At 65.3% G+C, this 13,386-nt stretch carries 11 protein-coding genes; 3 read left to right on the top strand and 8 right to left on the bottom strand.

From position 1 onward, the window contains the following. Both EWH21_RS15855 and EWH21_RS15850 read left to right on the top strand, forming a co-directional pair. Positions 1-1,509, top strand: coding sequence for a J domain-containing protein (locus EWH21_RS15855; RefSeq protein ID WP_277698803.1), 1,509 nt, complete (start codon positions 1-3; stop codon positions 1,507-1,509). 5 nt (positions 1,510-1,514) lie between these two features. Then, positions 1,515-3,227 carry a hypothetical protein gene (locus EWH21_RS15850; protein ID WP_277698802.1) on the top strand — a complete coding sequence of 571 codons (1,713 nt, stop codon included), beginning with the start codon at positions 1,515-1,517 and terminating at the stop codon, positions 3,225-3,227. A 55-nt stretch (positions 3,228-3,282) separates the two neighbouring features. Here EWH21_RS15850 and EWH21_RS15845 read toward each other — a convergent pair whose 3' ends face one another. The 8 genes from EWH21_RS15845 to gcl all read right to left on the bottom strand — a co-directional run bounded on the left by EWH21_RS15845 (position 3,283) and on the right by gcl (position 12,122). Next, the gene (locus tag EWH21_RS15845; RefSeq protein ID WP_277700626.1) at positions 3,283-3,846 is read right to left on the bottom strand and encodes an RNA 2'-phosphotransferase; all 564 of its coding nucleotides are present in this window, start codon (positions 3,844-3,846) and stop codon (positions 3,283-3,285) included. Positions 3,847-3,957: 111 nt separating this feature from the next. Beyond that, positions 3,958-4,341 carry a hypothetical protein gene (locus EWH21_RS15840; protein ID WP_277698801.1) on the bottom strand — a complete coding sequence of 128 codons (384 nt, stop codon included), beginning with the start codon at positions 4,339-4,341 and terminating at the stop codon, positions 3,958-3,960. 36 nt (positions 4,342-4,377) lie between these two features. After that, on the bottom strand, positions 4,378-5,292 hold the full coding sequence (locus EWH21_RS15835; protein WP_277698800.1) for an urea transporter: 915 nt from the start codon (positions 5,290-5,292) through the stop codon (positions 4,378-4,380). 134 nt (positions 5,293-5,426) lie between these two features. After that, complete coding sequence (gene pyk / locus EWH21_RS15830) at positions 5,427-6,842, bottom strand: pyruvate kinase (RefSeq protein WP_047588620.1); 1,416 nt, start codon at positions 6,840-6,842, stop codon at positions 5,427-5,429. Next, positions 6,839-8,113 carry a glycerate kinase gene (locus EWH21_RS15825; RefSeq protein ID WP_037050595.1) on the bottom strand — a complete coding sequence of 425 codons (1,275 nt, stop codon included), beginning with the start codon at positions 8,111-8,113 and terminating at the stop codon, positions 6,839-6,841. The genes pyk and EWH21_RS15825 overlap by 4 nt, the downstream gene beginning before the upstream one ends. Positions 8,114-8,477: 364 nt before the next feature. Further along, positions 8,478-9,374: a 2-hydroxy-3-oxopropionate reductase gene (locus tag EWH21_RS15820; protein ID WP_134675546.1), complete on the bottom strand. Its 897-nt coding sequence runs from the start codon at positions 9,372-9,374 to the stop codon at positions 8,478-8,480. A gap of 130 nt (positions 9,375-9,504) precedes the next feature. Continuing rightward, positions 9,505-10,287: a hydroxypyruvate isomerase gene (hyi, locus tag EWH21_RS15815; protein WP_037050527.1), complete on the bottom strand. Its 783-nt coding sequence runs from the start codon at positions 10,285-10,287 to the stop codon at positions 9,505-9,507. Between the two features lie 59 nt (positions 10,288-10,346). Beyond that, positions 10,347-12,122, bottom strand: a complete 1,776-nt coding sequence (gcl, locus tag EWH21_RS15810; protein WP_037050596.1) for a glyoxylate carboligase — start codon at positions 12,120-12,122, stop codon at positions 10,347-10,349. A gap of 111 nt (positions 12,123-12,233) precedes the next feature. Between gcl and EWH21_RS15805 the strand changes: the two genes are divergently transcribed. Continuing rightward, positions 12,234-13,148 carry a LysR family transcriptional regulator gene (locus EWH21_RS15805; RefSeq protein ID WP_037050530.1) on the top strand — a complete coding sequence of 305 codons (915 nt, stop codon included), beginning with the start codon at positions 12,234-12,236 and terminating at the stop codon, positions 13,146-13,148. The last annotated feature ends 238 nt before the right edge of the window (positions 13,149-13,386 follow it).

The raw sequence follows: 13,386 nt of genomic DNA, 5'->3' as shown, positions 1-13,386 counted from the left end.
ATGCACCCCTGGACCCTGTTGGGGCTGAGCGCGGATGCTGACGTACGTAGCATCAAGCGACGTTATGCCCAGTTGCTGAAAGACACCCGGCCTGACGACGACGCGGACGCCTTCCAGCGCCTTCGCCACGCGTATGAGCTGGCTCTGGACATTGCCCAGCGTGGTGACGGCGCCGCCGTCCCCGCGCCGCCTTCCGAATTCGTGCCGCCTCGGCAGGAAGCTGCTGCCGAGGCGGAACAGGCGAGCCTGCATGAGCAGGTCGCTCGTCTTGTCGAGGCGTCCCCCTCACTGGACGCGGCATTGCAGCAGGCAGCTGATTTGCAGCTTGAGCGAGAGTTGCAGCTGTATTTGCTCGCACGCTGCAATTCTCTGGATGAGAAGGGCTGTGAAATCCTTCGCTGGGCCATGGCGCGGCTGCACTGGTTGTCGCCCTGGCAAGCCGACTACCTGCCGCAGCTCCAGCTGGAGCTACTGGCCGACAGGTGGCTCGCCCAGGAGCTCCAGGTGGCGGCGGCTCTGCTGCAGGCGGGAACGGAGCGGTCTGCTCTGGATCATCTGGTCGAACTGGCCCGTAGCGAGTGGTTGCGGCCATTCGAGCGCAATCTGCAGTTTCAGGAAGGCGTGCTACGTCTGCTTGAGCAGACTGAGCAGTGGTCTCCTGCTTTCTTCGAGCGTCTGGCGGACCGCTTGGGATGGGTTGAGGAACAGGGGCGGTTGCCTTGTCCGCTCGATCGCTGGGAGCGCCTGAACAGGCGTTGTGAGTACCAGGCGGTGAAGCAGCGCTTGCTCAAGCACTTGAACGAGAAGTGGCCCCTGAGTGCAGAGCAGCGCGCCGCCTGGCTTCTGCTCAAGCCCATGACGTCGATCGAGCGACGTCTCCTAGTCGACCGTTTCGTCGAGGAGGATTGGTGGGCCTGCGAAGCGCTCGATGGGCGGCTCAGGCATGACTACCCCGAGCTGCCCGCACAGCTCGGCGCTACTGCCTGGCAGAGCTGGCAGGATTGGCGCCCACGGCGCTGGGCCTCGGCTGCGGCTTGCTATGCCTGGCTGTTGCTCTTCGCTGCCATGCTGCTGGGGATGTTGTACGGCAATGATCCGCTTCAGATTGCGGGGCATGGCAAGGGGCTGCAAGGCGCTGTGGTGGCCAACCTGATGTCCAGTCTGGCCATTGTCGGGCTGCTCGCCAGCCTGGTCAGGGGATGGAGCAGGCTGACGCGGTTCATGCTGTGGGCTGAGCTTCCCTTGAGTCGCTTGCTGCTGCCAGCGACCTGGCATGCTGATGGCTCTGGCATGCTGGTCTTGCGTCATTGTGTACCCGCCGCCGCGCTGGCCAGCCTCGTTGCGCTGTTCGACCCCTGGACGGGTGGATGGGCCTTTGCGCTTGCTGTGTTCGCCCTGGCGCTGCTGTTTCTCGGCCACGTCTGCAGCGGCAAATCGCCCTGGCCGGGTTCGCTCAAGGGCGTCAGTGACATGTTCAAGGTCGACTACAGTCGCAAGGCGGAGTGGTGAGTTCGATGCTGCCCAGCGATATGTTCGACCTCGATGCCGGGACCGACGTCAGGAGCGTCAAGCGCCGCTACGCCCAATTGCTCAAACAGTTTCGTCCCGAGGATGACCCGGAGGCATTTCAGCGTCTGCGTGATGCTTACGAACAGGCCCTTGAGTGGGTCAGCCGCGGTCAGGGCGCGTCCATGCCAGTACTGGAAAAGGCAACGGACGCGACTTCGGATATCACGCTGCCGCGTTCCAGCCTTGAGCCGGCGGGGGAGCCGGATTGCGCCGAAGCGAAAAGGGTGCGTGCTTTGCCCGATACCTGTGGCTCGATGTCAGAGGCATTGGCACAGGCACGTGAGATGCATCAGGAGGAGGTGTTGCAGCTCGAGTTGCTGCGCCGCAGTCAGTTGTCTGGTGCGAGGGCGATCGAACTCATCAGATGGGCCGTCGAACACCTGAATTGGCTGACGCCGTGGCAGCCCAATTATCTTCCGGCCACCGCCATGGCCCAGCTGGCGCAGGGCCTGCTCGAGCACGAGCTGACCCTGCTCTGGGAGCAATTGCCTACGGTCACCGAAGCCGTACTCTATGAAAACGTCGAGGCTCTGGCGTGTCAGAAATGGATGCAGCCCCTCGAGCTCAACAGCCAGTTGCAGCAAGGCCTGATTGCCGTGCTGGAGTGTTACCAGCACGGCTCACCTGATCTGCTCAGGCAGATGTCGGCATTGTTTGGCTGGAACGACAGGGATGGATTCCTGCCTTGTGACCCTGAGCGCTGGGAGCGCCTGGCTGACCACCTCGCTTATACCTCCATGTGGAAAACCTTGTTGAGCCAGCTTGCGCTGCCGTCACCGCAGCAGCCGAAAGAGCGCGCGTGCTGGTTCCTGTTCAAACCCATGAGCGATGCGAAGCGCCGGAAGATGGCCGATCGCTTCGAACCGGCCGACTGGGCTGCCTGCGAGCACCTGGCACGTGAGGTCGAACGACGCCAGCCGCACATTCCGCAGCGCATGGGAGTCGAATACGTTGCCAACTGGCGCCAGTGGAGACACCAGGACTGGGGCGGCTGGGCCATCCTGTATGCCTGGCTGATCATCTCGGTAGTGTTGATGGTCGATCAGCTGCACCAGGCACAGTCGGGAGGTGAGACTTCGATGTATCAGGGGCTGGCGCTCGCTCTGATCGCCAGTAGCTTCATGACGGTCATTCTGAGCCAGCTGAGGCGGGCATGGGCGTGGTTGGCACGTGAGTTGGCTCATCCGGATGTATGGGGAAGCCGCTTTCTTGTCCCGCCCGCGATGTTCAGGCAAGGCTCCGGACTGCTGATGTTGCGGCATGTCATGCCGGCGGCTGTTTTCGCCGTGCTGGTCAGTGCCTGGGCGCAGCACGCCCCCATGGCCATCACGCTGCTGTTGGGCACGCTGGTGTTTGTAGCCAGTCTCTGTTTTCTGCACCGGGTGACGCGAGGGGCCCTGCCTTACGCGTGGCTGATCCCCTTCGCACGCCTGGTCAGTGTCATCAACTGGAAGATGTTTCTGCTCTGGCTGGTGATTATCGTGGGGGGCGTGTTGTTGGCGCGCCTGGCCGGCCCGAATGTGCTCAAGCGCCAAGCCATGCCCGCAGACCCTCTGACCGCGTGCAGCCGACCGGTAGGTGAGCAGCAGCAGAGGGATTGCGAGTGGGCCGAGAAGAAGCTTCGTGAACTGATGGCGAAGTCGAGGTCCGCCGATTGAGCTCGCATCGGCCTTCAGGCCGGCAGAGCGTTTACAGGCGTCTGCCGTTGCCCGTTCACAGGTTGTCCGGCTCATCCTCCTGGATAAATGGCGTGGGGACCTGAGCCGTCAGCCAGACGCCATTCTCCGCATGGAAGAAGGTGAAGCCCTGTTGGTGCATGCGTCGGGCCTCGATCTTCAGTAGCACAGGCTTGCCATAACGCTGGCCGACTGCAATGGCGGTTGCGATTTCCTGCGACAGATGCACATGGTGGCGTGCGCCCGGGATCAAGCCCTGTTGCCTGATCGACTGCAGAAAGCGTGTGGCCGTGCCGTGGTAGAGGAACTCCGGTGGTTCCTTTTCCACGTGCTGCAGGTTCACGCTTGCGGTCGAGTGTCCCTGCACGGCACGTATGCTCAGCCCGTCATCAGAGAGGCTGAAGCGCTTCTTGTCGCTGCTGCTGACCACCGCCCGGATCAGGGCGATATCCAGCGCCCGCCCATCCCTGGCGGCGCCAGCTATCAATGATTCAATGCTTGCCCAGCCCTCGCAATCGAGCTGCAGGCCGATTGCCTGCGGCTCATGCCTGAGCACATAGCTGAGGAACTTGCTGGTCTCGTTGAGTCGCTTGGTATCCATACTGTTCGTTGTCTCCGGGGGCGTGGGCACGAGGTCGAGTGGTACGGTTGGAAGGTCCGTTCGTTGTGCCATTGTCTCTGTGAGTGCAGCAGCGTCTCGCTGGGCGGGCGCTCATTCCCCCGCCAGCGACGACTCCTCCCGTGGGTCGGCCAGGATGAAGCTGTCACCGGTCACTGCGGTGATGCGTGCCGTGCCCAGGTTGAGCAACTGCCACTGCCATTCCCCGTAGCGCGTGCGCAAGGTGCCGTGCGCCTGGCAGGGGCCGTGGAGGTACCAGTCGTGTTCCTGGCGCGGCGTGATGAGGATGGCGTGGCGCAGGAAGTCGGCGACCATCGCCGCGCTGACGGTGAACGTCTGGCAGCCCTCCTGCTGTGGGCCGCTGCGATCCTCGCTGACGAGGATGTCGCTGACCGGGCCGATCAGGCTGGGGCTGGTTTCTGCGCTGGCCGTGGCTGCAGCCAGCAGCAGGCCGAGGCCGAGTGTGCGTCTGTCCATGATCCTGGGGTTCCCTGAGCGGCTCATGGCGCGATCTTAACCTGTCGGTGTGCTGTCCTTCACTGCGCGTTGCCAGCTTTGTGCGCCGGCTCTGATCAGCCAGCAGGTCAGGATGAACGGCATGGTCAGGGCCGGCAGCCCGACGGCGCTGAAACCCGGCTGCAGGATCAGGGCGAGGAGGATGCCCGCTGCCGGTGCCAGCGGGCTGCGGTGCACCTGGGCCAGGGCAATGGCCGCGAGGCTGGCGTTGTAACCAAACAGGCCGGCCAGTGCCCCCTCGTCGGGCCAGCCCTGGGTGATTGCCAGGGCGAGCCCGGCACTCGAGCCGAGCAGCGCCCAGAAGGCCGCACGGCCATCGGCCAGCCGCAGGCCGAGCAGCAGGCACAGGCCGGCCAGTGGCGAGTCGAGGAAGATGACCTGGCCGAGGCCGCGCAGCACGGCCAGCAGCAGCTGCAGCGCGTTCAGCTCAGGCATGCCGGGGGGCGCTGGTGGTGTGTCGGTCGGCCATTGCAGCTGGGCCGTCAGCGCCAGGAGCAACCAGCCCAGCAGCACGAAGGGGAAGGTGAAGGCCGGTAGCCAGCCCTGTTGGCGCATGCGCTGCATCCAGGGGGCCAGCAACAGGCTGGAAAGGCCGGCACTGGTGACGATCAGCCCGGGCAGCAGTGGTGTCCAGGGCAGTTTCAGGCTGAGCAGCAGGCCGAGCAGGATGCCGTTGTAGCCGTACAGGCCGATGGCGATGTCCGCAGGCGGGTAACCGCGGCGCTGCGCGACCAGGGTCGAGGTCAGGCCGCCGAGCAGGGCGCCGGCGAGCAGCTCCGGCGCGCCGACGAGGATGGCCAGCAGCACCAGCAGGCCACAGCCCGGGTGCTGCTGGAGGAATATCTGGGCGAAGCCGCTGAGCAGGGCGCGCAGGCTCTGCAGGGCGGGGTAGGCGGTTGTCAGTGGACGCATGATCGATGTGCCAAGAGAGCTGTCTCCCCCAGCCCCTCTCCCATACGCGGGAGAGGGGCGCCGCCCGGACAGCCCGGCGGATCTGTGCAGGGCCGCCGGCTCAGGCATTCCCCGGATTTCATCCGGGCTACGCCTCAATGCAGCGTTTCGATCCTCAGGCTGTTGGTGCTGCCTGGCTGGCCGAAGGGTTCGCCGGCGGTGATCACCACTGTCTCGCCACGCTTGGCCATGCCCTGGGCCTGGGCGATCTCCAGGGCCGTGCTGGTGACTTCCTCGACCTTGCGCAGGCGTTCGTTGACCACCGAGTAGATGCCCCAGGCCACGGTCAGGCGGCGGGCGGTGGTCAGGCTCGGCGTCAGGCTCAGGATCGGGGCTTTCGGCCGTTCCCGCGAGGCGCGCAGGCTGCTGGCGCCGGACTCGCTGTAGTTGACCAGCGCAGCGACCGGGAGGATCGAACTGATGCGGCGAATGGCGCAGCTGATGGCATCGCTGGCCGTGGCTTCGGCCTGCGGACGGCCGACATCGAGCTGGCTCTGGTAGTCCGGGCCGCTCTCCACCTGGCGGATGATCTTGCTCATCATCTGCACGGTTTCCAGCGGATAGTCGCCGGAGGCGGTTTCTGCCGACAGCATCACCGCATCGGCGCCCTCGGCCACGGCGTTGGCCACGTCGGTGACTTCGGCCCGGGTCGGCGCCGGGGAGAAACGCATGGACTCGAGCATCTGCGTGGCCACTACCACCGGACGGCCGAGCTGACGGCAGGTGCGCACGATGTCTTTCTGGATGCGCGGCACGTTCTCCGCCGGCACTTCCACGCCCAGATCACCGCGCGCGACCATGATGGCGTCGCACAGCCTGGCGATGTCTTCCAGGTGGGTGACGGCCGAGGGTTTCTCGATCTTGGCCATGAGGAAGGCCTTGCCACCGATCAGTTCGCGGGCTTCGATGATGTCCTCGGGGCGCTGCACGAACGACAGCGCCACCCAGTCCACGCCCAGCTCCAGGCCGAAGGCCAGGTCGCGGCGGTCCTTCTCGGTCAGCGGCGACAGCTGCAGCACGGCCTCGGGCACGTTGACGCCCTTGCGGTCGGACAGCTCGCCACCGGCCACCACGCAGGTGTCCACGGCGTCGCGCTGCTTGCCGGTCACCTTCAGGCGCAGGCGGCCGTCGTCCAGCAGCAGGCTCATGCCCGGCTGCAGGGCCTCGATGATTTCCGGATGGGGCAGGTTGACCCGGCTGGCGTCACCGGGCGTGGCGTCCAGATCCAGGCGCAGGCTCTGGCCGTTGACCAGTTGCACCTTGCCTTCGGCAAAGCGGCCGACGCGCAGTTTCGGCCCCTGCAGGTCCATGAGGATGCCGATGGGCTGATTCAGCTCGCGCTCCACGTCGCGTACCCACTGGTAGCGCTGGGCATGATCGGCATGTTCGCCGTGGCTGAAGTTGAGACGGAACAGGTTGACCCCGGCCTCCACCAGCTGGCGGATATGGGCGGCGTCGCGAATCGCCGGGCCGAGGGTGGCGAGGATCTTCACTTTCTTGTCAGCGTTCATTGGGTTGGGGCCTCGAGAATCAGGAGAGCACGGAAATCGTTGACGTTGGTACGGGTCGGCCCGGTGACGATCAGCTCGTCGAGGGCGGCGAAGTAGCCGTAGCCGTTGTTGTTGTCCAGTTCGTCGCGGGCCGACAGGCCCTTGATGCCGGCACGGGCATAGCTGTAGGGCGTCATGATGGCGCCGGCGTTGTCTTCGGAACCGTCGATGCCGTCGGTGTCGCCAGCCAGCGCATAGACACCAGGCAGGCCCTTGAGGCTGTCGGTGAGGCTGAGGAGGAACTCGGCGTTGCGCCCGCCGCGCCCGTTGCCGCGCACGGTCACGGTGGTTTCGCCACCGGAGAGGATCACGCATGGCGGCTTGATCGGCTGGCCGTGCAGCTGCACCTGGCGGGCGATACCGGCGTGCACCTTGGCCACGTCGCGGGATTCGCCTTCCAGGTCGCCGAGGATCAGCACCGGCAGGCCAGCCGCCTCGGCCCTGGCGGCAGCGGCGTCGAGCGACTGCTGTGGGGTGGCGATGAGCTGGAAGTGGCTGCGGGCGAGTACCGGATCACCCGGTTTGACCGTTTCCGAGCGCGGGTCCTGCAGCCAGCTGCGCACGTTGCTCGGGATGTCTATGGCGTAGCGCGCGAGGATCGCCAGGGCCTCGGCCGAGGTGGTCGGGTCGCCCACGGTAGGGCCGGACGCGATCACCGTGGCTTCGTCGCCGGGCACGTCGGAGATGGCGTAGGTGTAGACGGTGGCCGGCCAGCAGGCCTTGGCCAGACGGCCGCCCTTGATCGCCGAGAGATGCTTGCGCACGCAGTTCATCTCGCCGATGGTGGCGCCGGATTTCAGCAGCGCCTTGTTGATCGCCTGCTTGTCGGTCAGCGAGATGCCCGCCGCCGGCAGGGCCAGCAGCGAGGAGCCGCCGCCGGAGAGGAGGAAGATCACCCGGTCGTCTTCCGAGAGGTTGGACACCAGCTCCAGCACGCGACGGGCGACGCGCTCGCCAGCGTCGTCCGGCACCGGGTGGGCAGCTTCCACCACTTCGATCTTCTTGCACTCGGCGCCGTGTTCGTAGCGGGTCACCACCAGGCCGCTCACCTCGCCTTGCCACTCCTGCTCGATGACCTCGGCCATGGCCGCAGCCGCCTTGCCGGCACCGATGACGATGACGCGGCCGCTGCGGTCGGCGGGCAGGTGGTCGGCCAGCACCTGGCGCGGATGCGCGGCGGCGATGGCGGTGGCGAACAGGTCGCGCAGCAGGCGTTGCGGATCGAAGGTCATGGCGGTGTTCTCTTGGTCTTGGCTTGAGAGTCGCGCAGCGACGCCTTTCTTCATGGCCTTCTCCTGGCGGGAGCAGGTGGCGCGAGGCGCCGGATGAGGGAGGCGGGCAGGCCGCGTAGGAGTCGATGAGCCGGGGTGCCTGCGCGGCATGTCCGTCAGGGTGATGCTGGATCGATTCCATTCCCCAGGCGCCGCCTGGCAGCGCCTGGGGAATGGAATCGACCAACCTGGCAATCGGGCCGTGACACCTCCTGCCAGGAAGGTCGAAAGGGTGGGCGAAGGACTCAGGGAGCCCGTGGGAGGGGCTTCAGCCGCGACAGTCGCCGCTGAAGCGCCTCCCACAAGATCTGTTCCCGAATCGGCTTCAGGCCTTTTCGCCGCGGATATTGAAGTTGGCCATGTGCTCCAGGCCCTTGATCAGGGCGGAGTGATCCCAGCCGCTGCCGCCGAGGGCCGCGCAGGTGCTGAACACCTGCTGGGCATTGGCGGTGTTGGGCAGGTTCAGGCCCAGCTCGCGGGCACCGGACAGCGCCAGGTTGAGGTCCTTCTGGTGCAGGCTGATGCGGAAGCCTGGGTCGAAGGTGCCCTTGATCATGCGCTCGCCGTGCACTTCGAGGATCTTCGAGCCGGCGAAGCCGCCGGACAGCGCTTCACGCACCTTGGCCGGATCGGCGCCGTTGCGGGCGGCGAACAGCAGGGCTTCGGCCACGGCCTGGATGTTCAGGGCGACGATGATCTGGTTGGCCACCTTGGCGGTCTGGCCGTCGCCGTTGCCGCCGACGCGGGTGATGTTCTTGCCCATGGACTGGAACAGCGGCAGGGCGCGTTCGAAGGCGTTCGGGCAGCCACCGACCATGATCGACAGGGTCGCGGCCTTGGCACCGACTTCGCCGCCGGATACCGGGGCGTCCAGGTAGGCGGCACCGGTGGCCTTGATCTTCTCGGCGAAGGCCTTGGTGGCGGTGGGGGAGATCGAACTCATGTCGATCACCACCTTGCCGGCGCCGACGCCGCTCGCCACGCCGTTGTCGCGGAACAGCACGTCTTCGACCTGCGGGGTGTCCGGCACCATGACGATGATGAACTCGGCTTCCTGCGCGACCTCCTGCGGGTTGGCCAGGGCGATGGCGCCGGCGGCCAGGAGGTCGGCAGGGGCCGGGTCGTGGTGCTCCGAGAGGAACAGGGTGTGGCCGGCTTTCTGCAGGTTCTGCGCCATGGGTTTGCCCATGATGCCGGTGCCGATGAATCCGATTTTAGCCATGAGAGATAACCTCGTTGTAGGTGATGAACCGAGCCTGTAGGGGCGGGTTTACCTGCGAAACGGACGCCGCGGTGAGTGGCACCGGCTTCGCCGGTGTTCGCGGATGAATCCGCTCCTACAGGTGCAGCTTTCAGATTGCGTTGTGCGCTTTCATCCAGCCGAGGCCGGCAGCGGTGGTGGTTGCCGGCTTGTATTCACAGCCGACCCAGCCCTGGTAGCCGATGCGGTCCAGGTGCTCGAAGAGGAAGCGGTAGTTGATTTCGCCGGTACCCGGCTCGTTGCGGCCCGGGTTGTCGGCCAGCTGCACGTGGTTGATGGCGGCCAGGTTGGTCTCGACGGTACGGGCGAGGTCACCTTCCATGATCTGCATGTGGTAGATGTCGTACTGCAGGTACAGGTTGGTGCTGCCGACCTTGTCGCGAATCTCCAGGGCCTGGCGGGTGTTGTTCAGGTAGAAGCCGGGGATGTCGCGGGTGTTGATGGCTTCCATGACCAGGCGGATGCCGGCCGCTTCGAGCTTGCCTGCGGCATAGCGCAGGTTGTCGACGAAGGTCTTCTCCACGGTGGCGCAGTCCACGCCCTGCGGGCGGATGCCGGCCAGGCAGTTGATCTGCTTGTTGCCCAGTACCTGGGCGTAGGCGATGGCCTGGTCGACGCCCGCGCGGAACTCCTCGACGCGATCCGGGTGGCAGGCGATGCCGCGCTCGCCCTTGCCCCAGTCACCGGCTGGCAGGTTGAACAGCACCTGGCTCAGGGCGTTTGCGTCCAGGCGGGCCTTGATCTCTTCTGCCGCGAAGTCATAGGGGAAGAGGTATTCCACACCGCTGAAGCCGGCTTCGGCGGCGGCGGCGAAACGGTCCAGGAAGTCCACCTCGGTGAACAGCATGGACAGGTTGGCAGCAAAACGGGGCATGGTGTCGCTCCTTTCGTGTGTCTCCCCCCGCCCGCAGGCGGGAGAGGGGATGGGTTGCATCAATCCAGCAGCGCGATGGCGGTCGGGGCGTCGACGCCGCGCTCGGCCAGTTCCTCGAACTCGTTGATGGCGTTGATCTCGGTGCCCATGGAGATGTTGGTGACACGCTCCAGGATCACCTCGACCACCACCGGTACGCGGTGCTCGGCCATCAGGCGCTTGGCTTCGGCGAAGGCGTTCTGCAGCTCGTTCGGGTCGAACACGCGGATCGCCTTGCAGCCGAGGCCTTCGACGACCGCGACGTGGTCGACGCCGTAGCCGTTGATTTCCGGCGCGTTGATGTTCTCGAACGCCAGCTGCACGCAGTAGTCGATGTCGAAGCCGCGCTGCGCCTGGCGGATCAGGCCCAGGTAGGAGTTGTTCACCAGCACGTGGATGTACGGCAGGTTGAACTGCGCCCCTGCAGCCAGTTCTTCGATCATGAACTGGAAGTCATAGTCGCCGGACAGCGCCACGACCTGGCGTGCCGGGTCGGCCTTGACCACGCCGAGGGCCGCCGGAATGGTCCAGCCCAGCGGGCCGGCCTGGCCGCAGTTGATCCAGTGACGCGGCTTGTACACGTGCAGGAACTGCGCGCCGGCGATCTGCGACAGGCCGATGGTGCTGACGTAGCAGGTGTCCTTGCCGAAGGCCTCGTTCATCTCCTCGTACACGCGCTGCGGCTTGGCCGGCACGTTGTCGAAGTGGGTCTTGCGTTGCAGCGTGCGCTTGCGCTCGCGGCAGCTGTCGACCCAGGCGCTGCGGTCCTTCAGCTTGCCAGCGGCCTTCCATTCGCGAGCGACCTCGAGGAAGGCATCCAGCGCCTTGCCCGCGTCGGAAACGATGCCCAGGTCCGGGTTGAACACGCGGCCGATCTGCGTCGGTTCGATGTCGACGTGGATGAACTTGCGGCCTTCGGTGTACACCTCGACCGAACCGGTGTGGCGGTTGGCCCAGCGGTTGCCGATGCCGAACACCAGGTCGGAGGCGAGCAGGGTGGCGTTGCCGTAGCGGTGCGAGGTCTGCAGGCCGACCATGCCGACCATCAGCCGGTGATCGTCGGGAATCGCGCCCCAGCCCATCAGGGTCGGCACCACCGGCACGCCGGTGAGTTCGGCGAACTCGACCAGCTTGTCCGCCGCGTCGGCGTTGAAGATGCCGCCGCCAGCGACCAGCAGCGGGCGCTCGGCCTCGTTGAGCATGGCGATGGCTTTCTCGGCCTGAACGCGGGTGGTGCTCGGCTTGGCCACCGGCAGCGGCTCGTAGGCGTCGATGTCGAACTCGATCTCGGCCATCTGCACGTCGAACGGCAGGTCGATCAGCACCGGGCCCGGTCGGCCGCTGCGCATTTCCTGGAAGGCACGCTGGAAGGCGCGCGGCACCTGGCCCGGCTCCATCACGGTGGTCGCCCACTTGGTGACCGGCCCGACGATGCTGGTGATGTCGACGGCCTGGAAGTCTTCCTTGTGCATGCGTGCACGCGGTGCCTGGCCGGTGATGCACAGGATCGGGATGGAGTCGGCGCTGGCCGAGTACAGGCCGGTGACCATGTCGGTGCCAGCCGGGCCGGAGGTGCCGATGCACACGCCGATGTTGCCGGCGTTGGTGCGGGTGTAACCCTCGGCCATGTGCGAGGCGCCTTCGACGTGACGAGCCAGGACGTGATCGATTCCGCCGAGTTTCTTCAGTGCAGCGTAGAGCGGGTTGATGGCGGCACCGGGGACACCGAATGCGGTGTCGACACCTTCGCGACGCATCACCAGTACGGCTGCCTCGATTGCTCTCATTCTGGCCATGACCATTGTTCTCCGAGTCGGTGGTTTTTCTTCTTGGGAGCAAGGATGACGGCTGTACCGGAACGACGGAATTGTTGGATACTTCAGTTCTGTCGATATCTGGAGTATCGAATGGACCGCCATACCCTTATCCGTAGTTTCGTGTTGGTCGCCGACAACGGCAGCTTTGCCGCCGCTGCGCTCAGCGAAGGCGTGACCCCCGTGGTGATGGGGCGGCGCCTGGATGCCCTGGAGCGCCATCTCGGCGTCAAGCTGATGCACCGCTCCACGCGCGGCCTGCAGCTGACCGACCTCGGCGAGCAGTACCTCGACCGTGCACGCAGCCTGCTCAAGGACTTCGATGAAGCCGACGCCAGCGTGGCCCGCGGCGGCAAGTCGGTGCGCGGGCACCTGGTGGTGTCCGCCCCGGCGGCGTTCGGCAGGCGGCACATTGCGCCGCATGCGGCGGCCTTCCTGCTGCGCTACCCGGACCTGAAGCTGTCCTTCAACTTCACCGACAGCCTGGTCGACCTGGTGCGCCAGGGCTACGACATGGGCATCCGCATCGGCGAGGTCACCGACCCCAACTACGTCGCGGTGAAGCTGTTCCCCAATCGCCGCGTGGTCTGCGGTGCACCCGGCTACTTCGAGCTGCATGGCGTGCCGCGCACCCTCGAGGATCTGGCGCGGCACAACTGCCTGGCGTTCAACCTGCAGGGCGGTCAGCAGCGTGGCTGGACCTTCCTGCGCGAAGGGCGTCAGGTGGCGGTGAAGGTGGCGGGCAACCTCGACTGCAATGACGGCGAGCTGCTCTACAACTGGGTCAAGCAGGGGCTGGGCATCGGCTGGCGTTCGACCTGGGAGATCCAGGCGGAGCTCAAGGCTGGCGAGCTGGTGACGGTGCTGGACGATTACGAGATCCCGGCCTACGACATCCAGGCGGTCTATCCGCAGCAGCGTTATCTGCCGGCCAAGGTGCGTTTCTTCATCGACTATCTCAAGGACATCTACAACACGCCGGGGTACTGGGAGAACCGGGCGGACTAGCTCATATGCTCGATACTTTGATTGTGATTTTCAGATAAAAATATTGTGTACATATTTTATTGATTTTGTGTTTTGTTGTTGCAACAAAGCTTCTCTTCAGCTATTGCATAAGGCGCTTATCCATGCCGCACACCTTCAGGGCACCTCTAAAAACGTAGGCGAGGCAGTCAGCGCAAGGCAGAACCAGGCGAAGAAGCGCAGTTTACGTGCTGTAAATGAGCATTCTGAGCCTGTTTTT

The sequence above is a fragment of the Pseudomonas sp. REST10 genome (genome assembly GCF_029542605.1).
Classification (GTDB): Bacteria; Pseudomonadota; Gammaproteobacteria; order Pseudomonadales; family Pseudomonadaceae; genus Aquipseudomonas; species Aquipseudomonas khazarica.
This window is presented reverse-complemented; position numbering and strand designations above follow the sequence as displayed.